Source organism: Bacillus sp. FSL M8-0071, assembly GCF_037975455.1.
Lineage (GTDB): Bacteria > Bacillota > Bacilli > Bacillales > Bacillaceae > Bacillus > Bacillus subtilis.
Window position 1 is genome coordinate 597,905 of record NZ_CP150256.1, and the last position, 20,618, is coordinate 618,522.

At 43.3% G+C, this 20,618-nt stretch carries 22 protein-coding genes and 1 riboswitch; of the genes, 14 read left to right on the plus strand and 8 right to left on the minus strand.

All coding sequences use genetic code 11. The annotated features are described in order from the left end of the window. Positions 1-63: 63 nt before the first annotated feature. Both MKX71_RS03125 and MKX71_RS03130 read right to left on the minus strand, forming a co-directional pair. Entirely contained in the window at positions 64-693 is a 630-nt protein-coding gene (locus tag MKX71_RS03125; protein ID WP_046380805.1) for a nitroreductase family protein, read from the minus strand. A 15-nt stretch (positions 694-708) separates the two neighbouring features. After that, positions 709-1,203: a MarR family transcriptional regulator gene (locus MKX71_RS03130; protein ID WP_072557150.1), complete on the minus strand. Its 495-nt coding sequence runs from the start codon at positions 1,201-1,203 to the stop codon at positions 709-711. 311 nt (positions 1,204-1,514) lie between these two features. Here MKX71_RS03130 and MKX71_RS03135 point away from each other — a divergent pair, with 311 nt between their 5' ends. Then, positions 1,515-2,723, plus strand: a complete 1,209-nt coding sequence (locus MKX71_RS03135; protein ID WP_015715324.1) for an MFS transporter — start codon at positions 1,515-1,517, stop codon at positions 2,721-2,723. Positions 2,724-2,758: 35 nt separating this feature from the next. Here the strand turns inward: MKX71_RS03135 and MKX71_RS03140 are convergent, their stop codons facing one another. After that, entirely contained in the window at positions 2,759-3,496 is a 738-nt protein-coding gene (locus tag MKX71_RS03140) for a sulfite exporter TauE/SafE family protein (RefSeq protein ID WP_003234130.1), read from the minus strand. Between the two features lie 248 nt (positions 3,497-3,744). On the opposite strand from MKX71_RS03140, the gene MKX71_RS03145 reads away from it, so the two are divergent. The 3 genes from MKX71_RS03145 to MKX71_RS03155 all read left to right on the plus strand — a co-directional run bounded on the left by MKX71_RS03145 (position 3,745) and on the right by MKX71_RS03155 (position 7,154). Beyond that, positions 3,745-4,419 carry a GntR family transcriptional regulator gene (locus tag MKX71_RS03145; RefSeq protein ID WP_327847353.1) on the plus strand — a complete coding sequence of 225 codons (675 nt, stop codon included), beginning with the start codon at positions 3,745-3,747 and terminating at the stop codon, positions 4,417-4,419. A 124-nt stretch (positions 4,420-4,543) separates the two neighbouring features. Beyond that, complete coding sequence (locus MKX71_RS03150) at positions 4,544-5,806, plus strand: glycoside hydrolase family 18 protein (protein WP_015715325.1); 1,263 nt, start codon at positions 4,544-4,546, stop codon at positions 5,804-5,806. A gap of 160 nt (positions 5,807-5,966) precedes the next feature. Further along, complete coding sequence (locus MKX71_RS03155; RefSeq protein WP_046160109.1) at positions 5,967-7,154, plus strand: glycosyltransferase; 1,188 nt, start codon at positions 5,967-5,969, stop codon at positions 7,152-7,154. Positions 7,155-7,192: 38 nt separating this feature from the next. On the opposite strand, the gene MKX71_RS03160 is transcribed toward MKX71_RS03155, so the two are convergent. Together MKX71_RS03160 and phoB are read right to left on the minus strand one after the other, a co-directional pair. Then, positions 7,193-7,903 carry a membrane lipoprotein lipid attachment site-containing protein gene (locus MKX71_RS03160; RefSeq protein WP_339231725.1) on the minus strand — a complete coding sequence of 237 codons (711 nt, stop codon included), beginning with the start codon at positions 7,901-7,903 and terminating at the stop codon, positions 7,193-7,195. Between the two features lie 65 nt (positions 7,904-7,968). After that, on the minus strand, positions 7,969-9,357 hold the full coding sequence (gene phoB / locus MKX71_RS03165; RefSeq protein WP_076458498.1) for an alkaline phosphatase PhoB: 1,389 nt from the start codon (positions 9,355-9,357) through the stop codon (positions 7,969-7,971). A gap of 330 nt (positions 9,358-9,687) precedes the next feature. Between phoB and fra the strand changes: the two genes are divergently transcribed. Then, positions 9,688-10,059: an iron chaperone frataxin gene (fra, locus tag MKX71_RS03170; protein WP_015252695.1), complete on the plus strand. Its 372-nt coding sequence runs from the start codon at positions 9,688-9,690 to the stop codon at positions 10,057-10,059. Between the two features lie 80 nt (positions 10,060-10,139). Here fra and MKX71_RS03175 read toward each other — a convergent pair whose 3' ends face one another. Together MKX71_RS03175 and MKX71_RS03180 are read right to left on the minus strand one after the other, a co-directional pair. Next, on the minus strand, positions 10,140-10,637 hold the full coding sequence (locus tag MKX71_RS03175; protein WP_038427460.1) for a YdhH/YoaO family protein: 498 nt from the start codon (positions 10,635-10,637) through the stop codon (positions 10,140-10,142). Positions 10,638-10,654: 17 nt separating this feature from the next. Further along, a complete protein-coding gene (locus MKX71_RS03180) occupies positions 10,655-11,137 on the minus strand; it encodes a GNAT family N-acetyltransferase (RefSeq protein WP_080121114.1) in 483 nt (160 codons plus the stop codon). 82 nt (positions 11,138-11,219) lie between these two features. On the opposite strand from MKX71_RS03180, the gene MKX71_RS03185 reads away from it, so the two are divergent. Both MKX71_RS03185 and MKX71_RS03190 read left to right on the plus strand, forming a co-directional pair. Next, positions 11,220-12,197 carry an HD domain-containing protein gene (locus tag MKX71_RS03185; protein ID WP_134155599.1) on the plus strand — a complete coding sequence of 326 codons (978 nt, stop codon included), beginning with the start codon at positions 11,220-11,222 and terminating at the stop codon, positions 12,195-12,197. A gap of 141 nt (positions 12,198-12,338) precedes the next feature. Beyond that, positions 12,339-12,956, plus strand: coding sequence for a YdhK family protein (locus MKX71_RS03190; RefSeq protein ID WP_082200996.1), 618 nt, complete (start codon positions 12,339-12,341; stop codon positions 12,954-12,956). 15 nt (positions 12,957-12,971) lie between these two features. Here the strand turns inward: MKX71_RS03190 and pbuE are convergent, their stop codons facing one another. After that, on the minus strand, positions 12,972-14,138 hold the full coding sequence (pbuE, locus tag MKX71_RS03195; protein WP_038428434.1) for a purine transporter PbuE: 1,167 nt from the start codon (positions 14,136-14,138) through the stop codon (positions 12,972-12,974). Between the two features lie 55 nt (positions 14,139-14,193). Next, a riboswitch (purine riboswitch) is annotated at positions 14,194-14,293 on the minus strand. A 176-nt stretch (positions 14,294-14,469) separates the two neighbouring features. On the opposite strand from pbuE, the gene MKX71_RS03200 reads away from it, so the two are divergent. The 7 genes from MKX71_RS03200 (at position 14,470) to manA (ending at position 20,609) form a co-directional block, all read left to right on the plus strand. Further along, positions 14,470-14,781 (plus strand): PTS sugar transporter subunit IIB, encoded by a 312-nt coding sequence (locus tag MKX71_RS03200; protein ID WP_014112863.1) that lies wholly within the window; start codon positions 14,470-14,472, stop codon positions 14,779-14,781. Then, on the plus strand, positions 14,781-15,113 hold the full coding sequence (locus MKX71_RS03205; protein ID WP_024571325.1) for a PTS lactose/cellobiose transporter subunit IIA: 333 nt from the start codon (positions 14,781-14,783) through the stop codon (positions 15,111-15,113). Before MKX71_RS03200 ends, MKX71_RS03205 begins: the two co-directional genes overlap by 1 nt. Before the next feature lie 18 nt (positions 15,114-15,131). Further along, a complete protein-coding gene (celB, locus tag MKX71_RS03210) occupies positions 15,132-16,460 on the plus strand; it encodes a PTS cellobiose transporter subunit IIC (protein ID WP_339231726.1) in 1,329 nt (442 codons plus the stop codon). Positions 16,461-16,477: 17 nt separating this feature from the next. Continuing rightward, a complete protein-coding gene (gene gmuD / locus MKX71_RS03215; protein ID WP_339231727.1) occupies positions 16,478-17,875 on the plus strand; it encodes a 6-phospho-beta-glucosidase GmuD in 1,398 nt (465 codons plus the stop codon). A gap of 148 nt (positions 17,876-18,023) precedes the next feature. Then, a complete protein-coding gene (gene gmuR / locus MKX71_RS03220; protein WP_015715336.1) occupies positions 18,024-18,737 on the plus strand; it encodes a transcriptional regulator GmuR in 714 nt (237 codons plus the stop codon). 28 nt (positions 18,738-18,765) lie between these two features. Continuing rightward, positions 18,766-19,665, plus strand: coding sequence for a fructokinase GmuE (gmuE, locus tag MKX71_RS03225; RefSeq protein WP_339231728.1), 900 nt, complete (start codon positions 18,766-18,768; stop codon positions 19,663-19,665). Then, positions 19,662-20,609: a mannose-6-phosphate isomerase, class I gene (manA, locus tag MKX71_RS03230; RefSeq protein ID WP_339231729.1), complete on the plus strand. Its 948-nt coding sequence runs from the start codon at positions 19,662-19,664 to the stop codon at positions 20,607-20,609. Before gmuE ends, manA begins: the two co-directional genes overlap by 4 nt. Positions 20,610-20,618: the final 9 nt, after the last annotated feature.

Sequence of the window (20,618 nt, forward strand, 5' to 3'; positions counted from 1 at the left end):
ACGATCAAACGGCGGCTGTACTTAAAAACAAAGAGCCCGGAAAACATTCCCGGGCTCTTTGTTTTATTTCCATTCTGCAATTGTATCAATCGGCAGACGGTAGGAAGCATAGCCTTTGTCTGCTGCTTTTCCGATAGAAAGTAGCATAACCGGTACATAACGTTCTTTATCTAATCCGAAGGTTTCCGCGATGTTTTCTTTATCGTATCCGCCGATCGGGTTTGTATCGTAGCCATGCGCGCGTGCAGTCAGCATCAGCTGCATGGAAACGAGACCTCCGTCAATCAGGATCGTTTCACGGTTGACCTGTGCCGGAAGCTTTTCAAAATGTGCGGTCAGCGCGGTGATTTGTCTGTCTTTGACCTCCTGCGGCATGTAACCAAGTTCCACAGCTTTTGAATAGATTTCTTCTAAGTAGTCTGCATTGTTCATGTCTGCAAATACAGCGATGACAGCAGATGATGTTGTGACCTGTGTTTGGTTAAAGCTTGCAAGCGGTGCGAGCTTTTCTTTTCCTTCCGGGCTGTCAATGACAAGAAAACGCCATGGCTGCGCGTTAACAGAAGATGGCGCAGTTGTTGCTTCCTCTAAGATCTCTGTCATTTCTTCTTTGCTGATTTTTACTGCCGGATCATAGTTGCGAATAGAACGGCGGCCTTTCATAATTTCCATAAAATCGTTTGTTTTGATCATGTTGATACACTCCTCTTAAGCTTCGATATTATCTATATTGTTTCGCATGCGCGCCAGCACATCAATGAGCAGGCGGCGTTCTTCTGCGCTTACATTTGCGAGCATTTCCTTCATGAAACGCTCCTTTTCCTTCTTAGAAGACTCAATTCGCTCTCTTCCTTGGTCTGTTAACCGAACAAGGGTGATGCGGTTGTCCTCAGGCTTGCGCCGCCTTGATACCATGCCTTTAGCTTCCAGCTGTTTCAGGTGTCTGGTAACGGCTGCGCTATCGATATTTACTTTCTTTTGAAGGTCGCTTTGACTGATCTCATCTGCATGATAAAGCAATGTCAGCAATTCCAAACGAGATTGGCTGATGCCCGTGCATGCCTCGAACTTCACGCCAATCACCTTGTTCACGCCTTGCAGCTGATATAAAATCTCGGCTTCCTCTGAACAAAATGACGCCAAAACCCATCCCTTCTTTCCTGTCAAAACTATTAATTGATATATCAATGATTGACACGTCAATTAATATACAACGATTGATTTCATCTTGCAAGCCATTTGCACTTTTGAACAACCTCCCAGCGCATAAAATTCGCTAGGCTAGAACTTAGCAAAAAAAGCTGGCCGCTTCTTCAGATGATGCTGGTCACGATGATTCCCTGCATCATTCCCATTTATAGGTGTTCGGAATATCACTTTGCCGAGCCCGTGCTCAAGCGGCTTTCACAGGCTGAAAGTTATGATACAATATACAAATGTTTCACAGCTTCAATCCATAGTTGGAGCTGACATCCATTATATAAGGGACTAGGTTGAAGGGAAGGTTTGATAACATGCTGCACAATCCAACTGGAAAAGAACGCTTGGCACTAGCGTTTCTGCTCGGCATGCTTGCTATATTGGGCCCGCTTAATATAGATATGTATTTGCCAAGTTTTCCTGAAATCGCGAAAGATTTATCAGCAAGTGCTTCACTTGTTCAGTTAAGTTTAACAGCCTGTCTGGTCGGGCTTACGATCGGCCAGCTGATTGTCGGGCCGGTCAGCGATGCGCAGGGAAGACGAAAACCGCTATTAATCTGTATTTTTTTATTTGCGTTATCTTCTCTGTTTTGTGCACTGTCGCCCAATATAACAACTTTAGTGGCTGCGCGTTTTTTACAAGGCTTCACTGCTTCTGCAGGGCTTGTGCTGTCTCGCGCAATCGTCCGCGATGTGTTTACCGGAAGAGAGCTTTCTAAATTTTTCTCGCTGTTAATGGTCATTACCGCGGTGGCGCCAATGGTTGCGCCTATGACAGGCGGTGCCATTTTGCTTTTGCCGTTCGCAACGTGGCATACAATTTTTCACGTCTTAATGATCATCGGATTTTTACTAGTTCTTCTGATTGCATTGAGGTTAAAAGAAACGCTTCCGCCGGAAAAACGGATTCCAAGCTCAATCGGAACATCCGTCAAAACGATGGGCAGCCTGCTGAAGGATCGATCCTTTATGGGGTACGCGTTAACTGTCGGATTTATTCACGGGGGAAGCTTTGCATATGTGTCTGGTACGCCTTTTGTATACCAGGATATCTACGGGGTGTCTCCGCAGGTATTTAGTATTCTTTTTGGCATTAACGGGCTGGCGATTATATCGGGCAGCTTTATCATCGGACGCTTTGGCGGAATCATTCATGAAAAAAGCCTGCTTCGTATAGCGGTTATTACGGCTATGATTGCGACGGCTGTGCTATTAACCATGACCATGATTCACGGTCCTCTTGCTACATTAGTCATATCCATTTTCATTTACATGATTACGATCGGCATGGTTCTGACCAGCACGTTTACCCTAGCCATGGAAAAGCAGGGGCACCGCGCCGGAAGTGCAAGTGCGCTGCTTGGAATGCTTCCGCTGCTCCTCGGTTCAATCGTGTCACCGCTTGTAGGCATTAATGAGACAACAGCCGTTCCGATGGGAGCCATCATGTTTGTGACAGCTGTCATCGGCTCACTGGCGTTTTTTGGATTAACGAAAGAACGAGTAGGGCAGAATTCATAAAAAAACCTGACATGACGTCAGGTTTTTTGTTTTATTTAGAATAACAACAGCAGGCCTGCAATCGCCGGAGTCAAAAAGATGGCTGATTTCAAAACCACCTTTGGCATGAGGTTGGTGAATTTCGCGCCTACATAGGCCCCGCACATTGTCCCGACCAGAACTTTGACAAGTAAAACGTAATCAACAAAACCTTCTGTAATATATCCGATGCCTCCACCTACAGCCAGAGGGATGATCACAAGCATCGTCGTTCCGACAGAATGGCGAATGGACAGATTCAGCATAATCATTAAACCGATTTGAATAAAAGGTGCCGACCCGATGCCGAATGTGCCGGAAAGAACGCCGGCTGCAATTCCTAAGATGACCGCTCTCGTATACGTTGAAAGAGTGCTTTGATTCACTTGAGCCTTCTCTTTTAAAATAAATAATCTGATTAAAATGAGAATTGCTGATAAAAATAACATTCCAGCCGTCAAATAATGAAGCAAATCAGCCGGAATAAAAGAAGTCAGCTTGGCGCCGAAAAATGAGCCAACCGCAGCAAAGCCTCCGACTATTAAGCCGATTTTCATTTGAATGTTACCCTCGCGATAGTGGCTGTATGCCCCTGATAAGCTTGTAAAAGCCATGCCGGCAAGCGAAGTGCCTAAAGCCGTATGAATCGGGATATGGAAAAGAAGCGTTAAAAGGGCAATGACAAAGCCGGCTCCACCGGCGCCAATAAAGCCTAAAATAATTCCTAGAAGAAACATAACAAGAATAATGAGCATATTTTTTCCTCCATTGAAAAGATGTAAAAATGTAATCGTGCGCTATTCTGGCGGAGGTATGGTGTCCTATTGACGAAGAAAAACACGCCGTTTTTTCAGTTGTCAGTAGTCCGTCGACCGTCGTTCAGCAAACATATCGTACCTCAAATTCAGGGATCTGACAAGGCAGTTTGTTGCTTCCCATTACCATCTGTTATATGATTTTGATGAAGAAAAGCCCTTGAATATATTCAAAAGAGGTATTATATATGGACGATTTTAAATTAGATAAGCCGACTCCCTACTACCTGCAATTTTATAACCAGCTAAAAAAAATGATCTTCAACGGGACTTTTAAGCCTGGGGAACGGATAAACGAAACACAGCTGGCGAAAAGCTTTGGCGTCAGCCGCTCTCCGATAAGGGAAGCCATGCGATTGCTTGAGAAAGATGGTTTGTTAAAAGCGGATGACCGAAATGGATTTTCGATCACGTCGTTAACGGCAAAAGATGTAGATGAGATTTATAAAATCAGAATTCCGCTGGAGCAGCTGGCAGTCGAATTAGTCATAGACGAAGCGGACGAAGAAGAGCTGACCATACTCGAAAAACAGCTTGAAGAAACAGAGAAAGCGATTCACAACGGCACGGAAGATACAGAAATCATTCGTTTAAACCAAAAATTTCATGAGCTGCTGGTTGATTTCAGCCATAACAGACATTTGAAAAATTTGCTTGAGCATGTAAATGACCTGATTCATTTTTGCAGAATCCTTAATTATACCGGCGACCACCGCGCAGAAACGATACTGCGTGAGCACCGCAGGATATTTGAAGAAGTGAAAAAGAAAAACAAAGAAGCAGCCAAACAACATGTGCTGGCTCATTTCAATCATGACTGTGAGCATTTGAAGCATTTGCTTGAAGAAGGTAAAGAGAATTGATTTCTATGATCCGGTACCAAGGGGGAGCAGAACCCTTGGTTTTTTTATGTATTCACCACATATCTAAGAGGCCCCGTTAATAAGATTTTATGATGGTTTGACTAACGAATAATGGGGGTTAAACATGTTTATCCATATCGTCGGGCCTGGTGATTCTTTGTTTTCGATAGGCAGAAGATACGGTGCTTCTGTTGATCAAATACGGGGTGTGAATGGTTTAGATGAAACGAATATCGTGCCGGGGCAGGCTCTGCTTATCCCTCTTTATGTATATACAGTCCAGCCGGGAGATACGCTTACCGCCATTGCAGCTAAAGCGTTTGTGCCATTAGAGCGACTGCGAGCGGCCAATCCGGGCATCAGCCCAAATGCTTTACAAGCGGGAGCAAAAATAACGATTCCTTCGATCTCAAATTACATTGCGGGAACATTGAGTTTTTATGTGCTCCGTAACCCAGACCTCGATCGGGAGCTGATCAATGATTATGCGCCATACTCGTCTTCGATTTCGATTTTCGAATACCATATTGCACCGAACGGCGACATTGCAAACCAATTGAATGATGCGGCTGCTATTGAGACAACTTGGCAAAGACGGGTCACGCCGCTGGCAACAATAACGAACCTTACATCAGGAGGCTTCAGTACGGAGATTGTTCACCAAGTGCTAAACAATCCGACAGCGAGAACCAATCTGGTCAACAACATTTATGACTTAGTTTCCACAAGGGGATATGGCGGTGTCACAATCGATTTTGAGCAGGTGAGCGCCGCGGATCGCGATCTTTTCACTGGGTTTTTACGCCAGCTGAGAGATCGCCTTCAGGCGGGAGGGTATGTGCTGACGATAGCTGTTCCGGCAAAAACAAGCGATAATATTCCCTGGCTGAGAGGCTACGATTACGGGGGGATAGGAGCGGTTGTCAATTATATGTTTATCATGGCTTATGATTGGCATCATGCCGGAAGTGAGCCGGGTCCAGTAGCGCCGATTACTGAAATAAGGAGAACCATTGAGTTTACGATTGCGCAGGTGCCGAGCAGAAAAATCATTATCGGAGTCCCGCTCTACGGGTACGACTGGATCATCCCGTACCAGCCGGGCACAGTTGCTTCAGCGATTTCAAATCAAAACGCAATCGAAAGAGCGATGAGGTACCAAGCTCCGATACAATATTCAGCCGAATATCAATCACCGTTTTTCCGGTACAGTGATCAGCAGGGGCGGACGCATGAGGTATGGTTTGAGGATGTCAGAAGCATGAGCCGGAAGATGCAGATCGTCCGCGAATACAGATTGCAGGCTATTGGCGCTTGGCAGTTAACGCTGGGCTTTACACCGGGCCCATGGCTTCTGCGGAAATTTTTTACGATCAGAAAAGTGTAAAAAAAGACACCACAACTGGGGTGTCTTTTTTTTGATTAAGTCCAGAGCAGCAGAATAGTTCATTCATTTGTACCTTGCATAGGTTGTGTTCCCATTTTACGATTAGTAGTAGTCTGATCAAACAAAGAGTCAGAATACGATTTGAGAGGGAGTTGTCTACATGAAGACAGTATTGATTTTGAATTTTCCTGCGGAAGGCCATGTGAATCCTACCTTAGGCATTACAAAAGCGTTTTCCGATAAGGGATATGATGTCCATTATATATCCACTGAAAAATATAAAAAACGATTAGAAGCAGCGGGAGCAACGGTCCATCTTCACCGGGATCTGCTGCGAACAACACCTATTCATGTCGGTTCGCCCAATGGCATTCTTGATTTCGTGAAAATCCATATCAAAACGTCATTGGACATTTTACAGATTGTCAAAGACTTATCTAAGAGCATTCAATTTGATTTTGTTTATTATGATAAATTCGGCGCGGGGGAATTGGTAAGGGATTACTTAGATATTCCAGGAGTCTCTTCATCGGCGTCTTTCTTGTTTGGCGAGGAGCACCTGAAAATCCTGCCGCTGCATCCGGAGTCTGGAGCGCCGCTTGAATTGGATCAAGAGTGTGAAGATCTTTTGGCAAAAATGAAAGAAACGTACGGTGTTGCCCCGAAAAACCTGGTTCAATTCATGAACAATAAAGGGGAATTGAACGTAGTGTATACAAGCCGTTATTTTCAGCCAGAAAGTGATCGTTTCGGGGATGAATGTCTGTTTATCGGGCCAAGCTTTCCAAAGAGAGCGGAAAAAACAGATTTCCCGATTGAACAGCTAAAAGATGAGAGTGTCATTTATATTTCAATGGGGACTGTACTGGATCATACAGAGGATTTCTTCAACCTTTGTATTGATGCATTTTCAGGCTTTAACGGAAAAGTCGTCATCGCTGCCGGAGAAAAAGCGGACCTGACCAAATTAAAGCAGGCGCCGGAAAACTTTATCATTGCTCCGTATGTCCCTCAGCTGGAAGTGCTGGAGCAATCGGATGTTTTCATTACACACGGCGGAATGAACAGCGTAAACGAAGGCATTCATTTCAGCGTGCCACTGGTCGTCATGCCTCATGACAAGGATCAGCCGATGGTGGCGCAGCGTCTCTCTGAACTCCATGCAGGCTATGTCATCTCTAAAGATGAAGTCAATGCCCAAATATTAAAACAGGCCGTAGATGAGGTTTTGCGCAACCATCAGTATACGGCAGGCATTAAAAAAATCAATCAAAGCTTCAAGGAATGTATGGACATGGAAGAAGTGATGGAGCGGATTGATGAGTTGATTCGCCAAAAAAACAAATAAGAAAAAGAACTCCCGTACCTTGTACGGGAGTTCTTGATTTAAAACTTGATTTTGATTTTTTGAGCATCACTGATTTTCTTATGGTTATGGTCAAAGACGTCACTTGTCGTGATTTCGATCCACTTGATCTCTTTTGTTTTCTTCTCAGCATCCGCGGCCTTATCATGAGCATGGCCGCTTGATGCGTTCACAATAAAGCCGAGATTTCCGGACTTTTCGGCGCCGCCTTCCAATTCGCCGTTTAACTCTTCAAGATAAATATCTTTGTTCCAATCAAAGGTTTCACCCGTATTTGTTTTCATCAATGCAATCGGCGCAACATTTACTTTTTTTGTAGAGGTGTTCTTGATATCAACGAAAACCTTAACGAAATCAAACTCTTCATCATGTGTTAACTCATGAAAGTAATCAATCATGCTGTAGTCCGGGCGCAAGTGGATCAGCTTCATTTCTTTTACTGTTAACTCCACGTCGCCAATTTTATAGGTTTTGTTCACTTGTTTGATATCTTTTAAGACAGCTTTTCCTTTATCATCTGAAAACGTTTGGCCGACCTTAAGCAATGACCTGTCATCAGTTACCTGGGAATTAGGCTGATAATTATCTGTGCTGTCCTTCTGGGATGAAGTGCTTTGCGGCTCAGCTTTTACTGTTTTCTCCCCGCCTGCATGCTGTTTTTCAGTACTGGCGTTTGATGAGCAGCCCGCAAGCATGATAGTAAAAACGAAAATTGAAAGAATTCTTCTCATGATGATTCCTCCATTAAAAAGAGATCCCGTTACTTCATACAAGCAACGGGACACCTTGTAATCTTTTACTTATCGTTAATCTTAATGTTGTATTGTAAAGCCTTGAAGACATTTTTGGCGATTTCTGTATTGTCGATTTGGCCGGCAAATGTCTCACTAGACGGACCGTATGCATAGACGGGAACATCTTCACCGGTATGTCCGCCTGTTGTCCATCCAGTGTGAGAGCGTTTATTAAAGATGTTCTCGATTGCGTTATCGATATCCAGTACTTCCTTCGATTTTGCCGCTTCTTCAACAGATTGAATTTCGGCTTTTGTTAAAGCCAATTTCTTTTGATCGATATATGTTTTCAAAGTTTTTTCAACATCCGCGCCGTCAGAGATCTTTTCTGCCATAAAGTCAGGTGTGCGCTTTGCGGCTTTAATGGGTTCACTGAACCAATTGTAGATGCCGTCCGCACCGATGGAATATCCGCCGGTTGAGTGGTCAGCCGTTGCGACAACCAATGTGTGCTTGTCTTTTTTAGCGAAATCAATAGCCGCCTTATAAGCTTGTTCGAAGTCTTCCATCTCGCTCATGGCGCCGACGATATCATTGTCATGGCCCGCCCAGTCAATCTGGCTGCCTTCCACCATGAGGAAGAAGCCGTCTTTATCCTTGTTTAATTTTTTTATGGCTGTGTTTGTCATATCTTTAAGTGATGGAATATCCTTCGTCCGGTCAATCTTTTTAGGCAGGCCGCCGTCAGCGAATAGGCCGAGAACTTGGCTGTCTTTATTTTTCAGCATGTCCTTGCGATTATCCACATAGCTGTACCCCGCCTTTTTGAATTCTTTAATCAAATTACGGTCCTTACGGTCAAAATTGCTCTTTCCTCCGCCTAAAAGGACATCAATTTTGTGCTTGCCGTTGACCATCTCATCAAAATAATCATCCGCAATTGAGTTCATATTTTTTCGGCTATGGTCGTGTGAACCGAAAGAGGCCGGAGTGGCGTGTGTAATTTCTGAAGTGGCCACAAGTCCTGTTGCTTTTCCTTTTTCTTTCGCAGCTTCAAGCACCGTTTTGGCTTCTGATCCGTCGTTATCAACGGCTATGGCATTATTGTATGTTTTAATTCCCGCAGACATAGCTGTTGCCGCCGCTGCAGAATCCGTTACATTTTGTTCAGGATCATCGGGGTAAGTTGTTTGCTGGCCGACAAGGTACTGATCAAAAGCCGTAGGCTCCACAACTTTTGTCTTTTTATTATCCTTTAAGTATCGATAAGCAGACGTATAAGACACACCCATACCATCACCAATCAGAACAATAACATTTTTAATTTCGTCTTGGTTCCCCTTTTTCTTTTCCTGGGCGCTGGCTTCAGGCACACTGCCGCTGGCTAAGCTGCTGAACGCAATTGATGATAAAACCGCGATAGGCAGTAATTTCTTCGGGAATTTTTTCAACTGGATAACCTCCTAAATATAGATGAATCTCAATGACAACCCAATTATATTTTTAAACTGTTAAGCTAGTATTAATCGATTTTAAAGATTGGATTTACAAGAATAATGAACTGCTATCAAAAGAAGGAAAGAGTGATAGTACTAAAGAAATAAATTGGAGGAATAGATACTGGCCGTGGATAGGCGGACTGAAATCTGCTATAGTCGCATAGAAGCAACCCGCTTACATCTTGAACAATTTTAAGTATTATGTTGGAAAGAGGTATTGTGTAAGCACATGTCTGAGCAGTTCATATGGAGTGGCATCATTTTATTTTAGGAGGGAACAACATGGACGTTTTTTCTGAGTATTTAGCGGGGATTGATGACCCGTTCCACCGAGAAAGAACGGAAGAGGTGTTAACTTGGATAAAAAATAAATATCCAAATTTACATACAGAAATAAAATGGAACCAACCGATGTTTACGGATCACGGTACATTTATTATTGGCTTTAGTGTTTCTAAAAAGCATTTAGCTGTCGCTCCTGAAAAAGTAACGATAGCGCACGTAGAGGATGATATTGTGAAGGCCGGATATGATTACACCGAGCAGCTGATACGTATCCCTTGGAACGGTCCAGTTGATTACACGCTACTTGAGAAAATGATTGCGTTTAATATTCTGGACAAGGCGGAATGCTCCACTTTTTGGCGGAAATGAAAAAAGTAGAAAAGGCATAACATATGAGCTGTATAAAATATGCTATTCCTTTTCATTTGTCTATTTTTCGTTTTGATCATCTATTGCTGCTTTTCATCAAACAAGGTCTTTTCATTGAGCGTAAGCTGACTCGCAGAATAATGATTACCTTGTTTCCATTTCACTTCAATGGTTATATCATGGCCTTCAAGCTCATGTTCATCTAACCGCTCTAAAAAAGAAACAGACTTTTCTTTTGCGCTTCCATCAGAAAAAGTGCCTCCGGAATAGTCACGCATTGGAATTTCTGTGTTAGAACTCAGCAGAACTTCATCATCTTTTTTTACAATCAGTGATTCCAAATAAGTGTTGTCTATTTCAATTGTATCACCGATCCAATAAAGTTTGCCGCTGTATTCATTCGGTGCATCTTCATTTTTTGTAAAAACAGCTTCCCAATTCTGATCTTTGCTTTCTCCCTGCCAATTCGGATACTCCAAACGAACATGATGAATCAGGTGATAGGAAAAAAAGATCAAGCAGAAAGCGATTAATAGGAATGCCGTGAAAATGAGAGGGTATTTATAATGACTGGACATAAAAGACTCCTATTCGTTTAATCAATTACCTTCGAAAATAGAATTTCATCCCGAATCAAAATGCCGTTTTCAGCCACCTCGGGAATCTCCGGCTTGAGTCGGCGCGCTTTTTCAACTGCGTTCGGAAACACTGCGGCGAATTGATAGCCTCTCTTTTGATAAAACGCTATCGCATGTACATTATCATTCGTTGTGATAAGCTTTATTCGTTGACAATGTGCATGTTTAGCCTTCTCTTCAACCTGCTGAAGTAAAGCTGTGCCGATTCCTTTATTTTCAATCATACTATCTAATGAAATAATTTCACAATCTTTCCCATCTATTGTGTATGTAATACAGCCAATGATTTCGCCGCTTTCATTTACTGCGGCAAATCCATCTAATTCATCACACCGAAAAATGCCGCTGGAAATCGCCATCTCGGGTGTACCCCAATGCTTGGCAAAAAAATCGGTCAACATATGTTTCGCTATCTCATTGTTTGGGATGATGATCATCATAACACTCCTCTATTGAAAGATTGCATATGTACTATCAATATAAACAATATATAACAAAAAAAATAGATGTTGAGGTGACGGCATGGAAATCAGCGATGTTATTTACGGGCACCACCATATAGATGGAGTACTGGAAGAGCTTATCAAAAGCGCTCCTGTGCAAAGATTAAAAGGGATCTATCAAGGCGGAGCAAGCTTTTTAGTCAATCGAAGGTGGAATGTGACCAGGTATGAGCACTCCATCGGCGTAATGCTCCTCATCAAAAAGCTCGGAGGAACGATAGAAGAACAGATTGCGGGTCTGCTCCACGACGTATCACACACAGCTTTTTCTCATGTGGTCGACGTTGTCTTTGAAAATCAAGCAGAAGACTATCATGAAAACATCTTTCAACAAGTCATTGTTCACTCTGAAATCCCGGACATTTTACAAAAACACGGCTATCATACTGAAGAACTTTTATCTGACGATTCAAGGTGGACATTGCTCGAACAGCCCGCACCGGAGCTGTGTGCTGATCGGACAGACTATACGCTGCGTGATATGTACCGATATGGACACATTAACCTGCACGAAGCGCAAACCTTTTTGGATCATCTTATTGTGAGAAACGGAAGGATGTTTCCTGATAGTATTGAAGCCGCCGAATGGTTTGTCAGTGTGTACTACAAGGAAGTAATTGATTTCTTTTTGAATCCTGTGAATGTATATGGATATGAATATTTAGCGCGAGCATTGAAGGCAGCGCTGCGGCATGATGTCATATCCGCAGAGGATCTGCTGAAAACGGACCAAGAGGTACTGAACATCCTGCGTGCCTCAAAAAATGAAGAAGTCCTGAGCTTGCTTACATCTATTCATCCCGGCATACAAGTAATAGAAGATGACATCCAGTACGATTTCCATCAAAAGAAGAAAATGCGCCTAATCGATCCATCCATTTTTCTTGATGACAAATGGATCAAATCCTCAGATGTTTCTGAAAAGGTGAGAAAAATGGGTGAGGCCGCTTATCAAAAAGCAAAAAAAGGTGTGTATATAAAAATCTTAAATCAGTAATTGCCGCCTGACAGCGGCTTTTTTTATGTTTGGCTTTGCAAACAAAGGGGAATAGGACAAACTGCGGGAACGCATTATGAGAATATCAGCGTATTTACATACCATTCGGGGGTATAGTATTATCGAGAGGGCATGTTTTCATTGTCTGCGGGCAAAAGTTACAGGAAAAAAATGAAGCAAAGGAGAATGAACATGAAAATCTCTAAAAATGCACTGGGAATTCTGATGTTATCTCTAGTTTTTGTTTTATCAGCATGCGGCAATAACAACAGTACGAAAGAAAGCACACATGACAATCATTCAGACTCCTCAACACATGAAGAGATGGACCATTCCGGATCAGCTGACGTTCCAGAGGGATTACAGGAATCTAAAAATCCGAAATACAAAGTAGGCAGCCAGGTAATCATCAATACTTCCCATATGAAAGGCATGAAAGGTGCTGAAGCTACGGTAACAGGCGCCTATGATACAACTGCGTATGTTGTTTCTTATACTCCGACTAATGGGGGACAGCGTGTGGATCATCACAAATGGGTGATCCAAGAAGAAATCAAAGATGCCGGAGATAAAACGTTACAACCCGGAGATCAGGTGATTTTAGAGGCTTCTCATATGAAAGGCATGAAAGGAGCAACAGCCGAGATCGATTCCGCGGAAAAAACAACTGTATACATGGTTGACTATACATCGACAACAAGCGGCGAAAAAGTGAAAAACCACAAATGGGTCACCGAAGATGAGCTTTCAGCTAAATAATAAAAAATCCTCCTTTTACAAGGAGGATTTTTTTGCTGTTTGAACAGGTCTTGTTAAAGAAATGAAAGCAAACAGGACAGCGATGATCACAATTGACCCGCCGCACCATGCTGTTGACACTACAGTACCCGTCTGATCCAAAACAACACCGCCAATGGCTGAGCCAAGGGCAATTCCGACTTGGAGGGCCGACGTGTTAAAGCTTTGCTGAATGTCAGACGAATCAGGTGCAATTTCAATTAAATAGCTTTGCTGAGCCGGGGCGAGGCTCCAGCTCAGAAGACCCCAAATCACCATGACAGGCAAAAAGAAAATCATAGACGATGTAGACAGCGGCAGTAAGAACATAATGATGGCAAAGGAACCCGTCACCAGCAAAATGCTCTTAAAGGAACCAAGCCGGTCAGATAGCGCTCCTCCGAAAGGGCCTCCGCATACAGCAGATATCCCGAAAAGGAAATAACAAATGCTGACCCAGAAAGAGCTCAGGTGAAGAGTCTCTTCTAAAAACGGTGCAAAGTAAGCGTAAAGCGTGTAGTGGCCAGCTAATGTAAACATCGTGACGAGGTGTGAACTCGCGATTTTCAGATTACCGATCGTCTTGAGCTGTTCCCGGAAAGGAATCATTTTCTCCGCCGGTATTCTTTCAAAGAAAATTGAAATAATCAGCATGGAGATCAGCGCCAACAGGCCGATGCCAAGGAACAAAATCCGCCACCCGAAGGAATCGCTGATTAAGATTCCGAGCGGCACGCCTAATGCGATAGCAGAGCTGAAACCCATAAAAATAATTCCGATTGCGCGGGCTCTGTATTCAGGCGCTACAATTTTCGGGGCAATTGTTAAAGAAAGCACAACAATCAGCCCTGTACTCATTGCTGCCAATACCCTAGATACCATCAATGTGGCGAAATTAGGGCTGAAATAGGCGACAAGATTGCTAAGGAAGAAAACAAATAAAGCAATTAGATATAAGCGCTTCCGCTCAATCCTTGCAGTCAATGCCAAAAGCAGCGGCCCAGATACTGCATATCCCAGCGCAAACACACTGATCAGCTGTCCGGCTGAAACAATGGAAATGTCTAAATCATTTGCGATCTGAGGAAGAATCCCCCCCACAATTAACTCAACCAATCCGACTGCAATCGTAGAAGCTGCAAGCAGGAAAACTTTGAAATTCATAACAAACTCCTTTACTTAAATGTTTTGATAAATAAAAAAAATCCTGATTACAAAAAATGTCATAAACAAATTTTGTAATCAGGATTTTACGGTTCCTGGTAGACACCCTCAAACCATATTATTGAGGTTATACAAGTGATAATAGCTATTTAATTGATTCGTTTCCGTTGATGAGTGTACCACATTATGAATGAATCTTCCATAGAAAAATTTACAAAGTGATGAACCGGACAAGTGTATGATTATATTTATTTTATAAAAGTATAGACATTTAAAAATAAATGACTATAATAATCAATGTAAGCGTTTTAATCACAAGGGGGGATAGCAGTTGAAAAAAATATTACTCGCGTGCAGCTCAGGAATGTCTACCAGTTTATTGGTGACAAAAATGAAGGAATACGCACAGTCTATCGGTGAGGAAGCAGAGATTTGGGCTGTTGGCCAGGATAAAGCAAAAGAAGACATGAGAAAAGCGGATGCCGTTTTGATTGGTCCGCAAATGAGCTTTCTGAAAAGCGAACTCCAAAAAGAAGCGGATCAATACAACATTCGGGTTGAAGTCATTGACATGATGGCCTACGGAATGGCAGATGGGAAAAAAGCGTATGAGCAGGCATTGTCCTTAATGGAGAATCAATAATGGAACAGGTGAAAATCACGAACTTAACAGACGAACAAATCAGTTTTCAGCTTATCCTGCACAGCGGCAATGCCCGCAGCTGCATCATACAATCACTGCGCGCCTACAAAGAAGGGAACAAGGATGAGGCGGATGCCCTCATTGCCAAGGCTGAGCAGGATTTATCCGCGGCCCATGACATTCACTTTCAAATGATACAAAAGGAATCCGGTGGAGAAGCACAAGCTTTCTCATTGTTGCTTATGCATGCGGAGGATCACCTGATGTCAACATTATCCATGAAAGAATTAGTGAAAGAGATGCTTGATATTTTTAAAACCAAGAATCTATAAATAATCGGGGTGGATAGGGTGTTCGAGAAAATCAGCCAATTCCTTGTTCCAATTGCAGGGAGGTTAAACAATAACCGTTATTTGCAAGTGCTGCGTGATGCGTTTATGCTGGCTTTCCCGCTTACGATATTCGGGTCCATTTTTGTCGTGTTAACGAATTTGCCGTTTCTAAACAAAATCATGAACGCCTCAATGCTTACATCGTTTCAGTCTCATTTCGGCATTGCCTCCACGGCGACTATGGGCATTATGTCTGTCTTTGTTGTGTTCGGGATAGGCTATTACCTGTCAAAAAGCTATCAGGTCGAAGCTGTATTTGGCGGAGCGATCGCTTTGGTCTCCTTTTTGCTCTTAACGCCATTTATCGTTCAGCCAGAAACAGGAGATGCCGTTACAGGGGTTATTCCGGTCGACCGTCTCGGTGCAAAAGGGATGTTTCTTGGGATGATTACGGCATTTCTTTCTGGCGAAATTTACAGAAGAATCGTTCAAAAAAACCTGACAATCAAAATGCCAGCCGGCGTTCCGCCTGCTGTAGCAAAATCATTTGCCGCACTTATTCCGGCTTTTATCACATTGACCGTATTTTTGCTGATTAACGTAATGGTGACTCTATTTTTTAAAACAAATATGCACGACGTCATTTATCACGCGATTCAGGCTCCGCTTGTCGGACTTGGAAGCGGTATCATCCCAACGCTGATTGCCGTGTTTTTCATTCAAATTCTTTGGTTTTTCGGACTGCATGGACAGATCATTATCAACTCCGTGATGGACCCGATTTGGAATACACTGCAGGTAGAAAACCTTTCTGCTTACACGGCGGGAAAAGAAATCCCTCATATTATTTCAAAACCGTTTATGGAGATTTATACAGTAGGGATGGGCGGAACAGGGATGACGCTTGCGATTGTGTTTACCATTCTCATATTCATGAAAAGCAGGCAGATGAAGCAAGTATCAAAACTTGGCCTTGCTCCCGGTATTTTTAACGTCAACGAACCGATTATCTTCGGGCTTCCGATTGTCATGAATCCGATCATTATTGTGCCTTGGGTGCTGGCACCGATGGTTGTTACGCTCGTCACCTATCTGGCTATGTCAGCCGGGCTCGTTCCGCCTCCGACTGGTGTGACAGTGCCGTGGACGGTTCCATTATTCATTAATGGCATCATGGCGACGAACTCAATCATGGGGGGCGTGATGCAGCTTATCAATCTGCTGATTGTCTTCGTGATCTGGTTTCCATTCCTAAAAGCAATGGATAAATTAAATCTGGCAAAAGAAAAAGAACAGGCTGTGCAGAATTCAGCTGCTCAGCAAAATGATAACAGCATAAAAATGTGACATAAGGGGAGAGAGACTTGGCACAAACAGAACAATATCGTTTTCCAAAGGATTTTTGGTGGGGATCATCGGCTTCAGCAACACAAACGGAGGGTGCCGCCGACAGAGACGGAAAAGGCCAGAATATATGGGATTATTGGTTTGAAAAAGAACCGCATCGTTTTTTTGATCATGTCGGCCCCGCAGACACATCCCAATTTTACGACAACTATAAAGAAGATATCAGGCTGATGAAGGAGCTTGGCCACAACTCGTTCCGGATGTCGCTTTCCTGGTCACGTTTAATACCAAACGGAACGGGCGAGATCAACGATAAAGCCGCAAATTTCTATAACAATGTCATTGATGAGTTGATCGCTAACGGAATTGAACCTTTTGTCAATTTGTTTCATTTCGATATGCCGATGGCGCTTCAAAAAATCGGTGGCTGGGTCAACAGAGAGACGGTTGACGCGTATGAAAACTATGCAAGAACTTGCTTCCGTTTGTTTGGCGGCCGGGTGAAAAAATGGTTTACGCATAATGAACCAATCGTTCCCGTAGAAGGCGGATACCTATATGATTTTCATTATCCAAACAAGGTCGACTTTAAAGAGGCCGTCCAGGTTGGATTTCATACGATGCTATCAAGTGCCCGCGCCATTCAGGCTTACAGGGAGATGAAGCAGGACGGAAAAATCGGCATCATCTTAAATTTGACCCCTTCATACCCGAGAAGCAGCCATCCGGCGGATGTGAAAGCCGGGGAAATCGCAGACGCGTTTTTTAACAGATCTTTTTTAGACCCATCTGTCAAAGGCGAATTTCCCAAAGAGCTGGTTGACATTTTGAAGCATGAAGGCTTTATGCCTGATTACAACGCTGAAGATCTTGACATTATCAAAAAGAACACGGTTGACCTGTTGGGAGTGAATTATTACCAGCCGAGACGTGTGAAAGCGAAAGAACATCTTCCGAATCCCGACGCTCCTTTTTTGCCGGACAGATATTTTGATCCCTACGTCATGCCGGGCCGCAAAATGAATCCGCATCGCGGCTGGGAGATCTATGAAAAAGGCGTTTATGATATTTTAATTAATTTAAAAGAAAACTACGGCAACATCGAGTGTTTTATCTCTGAAAACGGTATGGGGGTTGAAGGTGAAGAGCGCTTCAGGGATGAACAAGGCATCATTCAAGATGATTACCGGATTGAATTTATAAAAGAGCACCTCAAATGGATTCACCGCGCCATACAGGAAGGATCAAACGTAAAAGGCTATCACTTATGGACGTTCATGGACAACTGGTCTTGGACAAATGCCTATAAAAACCGATACGGATTTGTATCAGTCAATCTTGAGAAAGACGGAGAAAGAACCGTCAAAAAGAGCGGAAAATGGTTCAAAAAGGTTGCTGAGCATAGCGGTTTCTAGATTTTCCTAAAGGTCAAGATCTTCCGGCAATCATCATAACGAATAGAGATGACGAAAATCCGCAACATTGATGAAATAGGGAAAAGAACTTATGATATCCGTAAAAGCTTATGTGATATCAGACTCTAACAGCTGCCGGAGGATGCCAATGAATAAATACGAAATTATTGCAAATGAAATGAGAAATAGAATTAAAAATAACGTATATCCGATCGATCAGCCCATTCCTGATGAAGTATCTCTTGCAAAAGAATTTAACTCAAGCCGCATGACGATGAAGAGAGCCTTGGATAATTTAGTTGCTGAGGGTCTGCTGTTCAGAAAACGAGGCCATGGCACGTTTATTATTCAATCTGCAATACAGGATGACCATGTACATGTAGTCAGCAATGAGATTCTCGGATTGACCAACTTGCTGAAAGATAAAAAAATCCAAAGCAAGGTCATTCAGTTTGAAGTGCAATTTCCCACTGAGGAAGTGGCCGCCCATTTGTCTATTGATCAGAAAACACCGGTTTATTATGTCGTTCGGCTGCGAATTGTAGAAGGTGAACCCTATGTATTAGAAAAAACATATATGCCGACTCATTTAATACCGGGCATTAATGACGATGTCCTTCATGATTCGATCTACAATCATATTACAAATGTGCTGCAGCTCAAAATCGCCGGAACGCATCGGAAAATCAGAGCCTGCAAATCTGATCATATTGACCAGCAGCATCTGGGCTGTAAACAGGATGATCCAATTCTTGAAGTGGAACATGTGGGCTTCTTAGATACCGGGATTCCATTTGAATATTCCTTTTCACGTCATCGGCATGACAAGTTTGTTGTGACTTCTGTAAACATACGGCGCTGATTGCGGAGACAACAAGGAGGCCATCTGCATGCTTGGCGGTATTGAAGCAGGCGGCACAAAGATTGTTTGTGCTGTCGGTAAAGAAGATGGAACAATCATTGACCGAATAGAATTCCCTACAAAGATGCCGGATGAAACGATAGAGAAAGTAATTCAATATTTTCGCCAATTTTCATTACAGGCAATCGGCATCGGCTCCTTTGGTCCCGTTGATAACGATAAAACGAGACAAACATACGGTACCATTACGGCCACGCCGAAAGCGGGCTGGAGACACTATCCCTTTTTGCAAACCGTTAAGAACGAAATGAAAATCCCAGTCGGATTTAGTACAGATGTCAACGCTGCGGCGCTGGGTGAATTCCTTTTCGGTGAAGCGAAGGGTCTCGACAACTGCCTGTATATAACGATTGGCACTGGCATCGGAGCGGGGGCTATTGTAGAGGGGAGGCTCCTTCAGGGGCTGTCACACCCAGAGATGGGCCATATTTATATCCGGAGGCACCCGGATGACGTATACCAAGGGAAGTGTCCTTATCATGGAGATTGCTTTGAAGGCTTGGCTTCCGGTCCCGCCATTGAAGCGCGCTGGGGAAAAAAAGCCGCGGATTTATCAGATATAGCCCAAGTCTGGGAACTGGAAGGGTACTATATTGCCCAAGCGCTGGCTCAGTATATTTTGATCCTTGCACCTAAAAAAATCATTCTTGGCGGCGGCGTCATGCAACAGAAACAAGTGTTTCCTTATATCTATCAATACGTACCGAAAATCATGAACAGCTACTTAGATTTTTCTGAATTGTCAGATGGTATAAGTGATTATATTGTACCCCCACGTTTAGGCAGTAACGCCGGAATCATCGGCACGCTAGTTTTGGCGCATCAGGCCTTACAAGCAGAGGCAGCATCCGGGGAGGTACGATCATGAAGCATCCTTTATTTTTGGAGCCTGTCTTTAAAGAAAGACTATGGGGAGGGACGAAGCTTCGTGACGCTTTTAGCTACGCAATACCCTCACAAAAAACAGGTGAGTGCTGGGCCGTTTCTGCACATGCCCATGGCCCGTCGGTTGTAAAAAGCGGCCCGCTGGCAGGAAAGACACTTGATCAAGTATGGCAAGATCATCCAGAGATATTCGGATTTCCGGATGGTAAGGTGTTTCCGCTGCTGGTAAAGCTGCTGGACGCCAATATGGATCTCTCCGTGCAAGTTCATCCTGATGATGATTATGCAAAACTGCACGAAAATGGCGACCTTGGTAAAACGGAGTGCTGGTATATCATTGATTGCAAAGATAACGCCGAACTAATTTTGGGACATCATGCAAGCACAAAGGAAGAGTTCAAGCAACGAATAGAAAGCGGTGATTGGAACGGGCTGCTGAGGCGAATCAAAATCAAGCCCGGAGATTTCTTTTATGTGCCAAGCGGTACACTCCATGCATTATGTGAGGGAACCCTTGTCCTTGAAATCCAGCAAAACTCTGATACAACGTATCGCGTATACGATTATGACCGCTGTAATAACCAGGGCCAAAAAAGAACTCTTCATATAGAAAAAGCCATGGAAGTCATAACGATACCGCATATCGATAAAGTGCATACACCGGAAGTAAAAGAAGTTGGTAACGCTGAGATCATTGTTTATGTGCAATCAGATTATTTCTCGGTGTACAAATGGAAGATTAGCGGCCGAGCTGCTTTTCCTTCACATCAAACCTATTTGCTGGGGAGTGTTCTGAGCGGATCAGGACGAATCATAAATAATGGTATTCAGTATGAATGCAATGCAGGCTCACACTTTGTCTTGCCTGCGCATTTTGGCGAGTTTTCAATAGAAGGAACATGTGAATTCATGATATCTCATCCTTAATGAATGGGG

Excerpts from the sequence above, each read along its gene's own strand:
- MKX71_RS03125 (WP_046380805.1), bottom strand. The coding sequence starts at position 693 with ATGATCAAAACAAACGATTTTATGGAAATTATGAAAGGCCGCCGTTCT.
- MKX71_RS03135 (WP_015715324.1), top strand. The coding sequence starts at position 1,515 with ATGCTGCACAATCCAACTGGAAAAGAACGCTTGGCACTAGCGTTTCTG.
- MKX71_RS03140 (WP_003234130.1), bottom strand. The coding sequence starts at position 3,496 with ATGCTCATTATTCTTGTTATGTTTCTTCTAGGAATTATTTTAGGCTTT.
- MKX71_RS03145 (WP_327847353.1), top strand. The coding sequence starts at position 3,745 with ATGGACGATTTTAAATTAGATAAGCCGACTCCCTACTACCTGCAATTT.
- MKX71_RS03150 (WP_015715325.1), top strand. The coding sequence starts at position 4,544 with ATGTTTATCCATATCGTCGGGCCTGGTGATTCTTTGTTTTCGATAGGC.
- MKX71_RS03155 (WP_046160109.1), top strand. The coding sequence starts at position 5,967 with ATGAAGACAGTATTGATTTTGAATTTTCCTGCGGAAGGCCATGTGAAT.
- MKX71_RS03160 (WP_339231725.1), bottom strand. The coding sequence starts at position 7,903 with ATGAGAAGAATTCTTTCAATTTTCGTTTTTACTATCATGCTTGCGGGC.
- fra (WP_015252695.1), top strand. The coding sequence starts at position 9,688 with ATGGACGTTTTTTCTGAGTATTTAGCGGGGATTGATGACCCGTTCCAC.
- MKX71_RS03175 (WP_038427460.1), bottom strand. The coding sequence starts at position 10,637 with ATGTCCAGTCATTATAAATACCCTCTCATTTTCACGGCATTCCTATTA.
- MKX71_RS03180 (WP_080121114.1), bottom strand. The coding sequence starts at position 11,137 with ATGATGATCATCATCCCAAACAATGAGATAGCGAAACATATGTTGACC.
- MKX71_RS03185 (WP_134155599.1), top strand. The coding sequence starts at position 11,220 with ATGGAAATCAGCGATGTTATTTACGGGCACCACCATATAGATGGAGTA.
- pbuE (WP_038428434.1), bottom strand. The coding sequence starts at position 14,138 with ATGAATTTCAAAGTTTTCCTGCTTGCAGCTTCTACGATTGCAGTCGGA.
- MKX71_RS03205 (WP_024571325.1), top strand. The coding sequence starts at position 14,781 with ATGGAACAGGTGAAAATCACGAACTTAACAGACGAACAAATCAGTTTT.
- gmuR (WP_015715336.1), top strand. The coding sequence starts at position 18,024 with ATGAATAAATACGAAATTATTGCAAATGAAATGAGAAATAGAATTAAA.
- gmuE (WP_339231728.1), top strand. The coding sequence starts at position 18,766 with ATGCTTGGCGGTATTGAAGCAGGCGGCACAAAGATTGTTTGTGCTGTC.
- manA (WP_339231729.1), top strand. The coding sequence starts at position 19,662 with ATGAAGCATCCTTTATTTTTGGAGCCTGTCTTTAAAGAAAGACTATGG.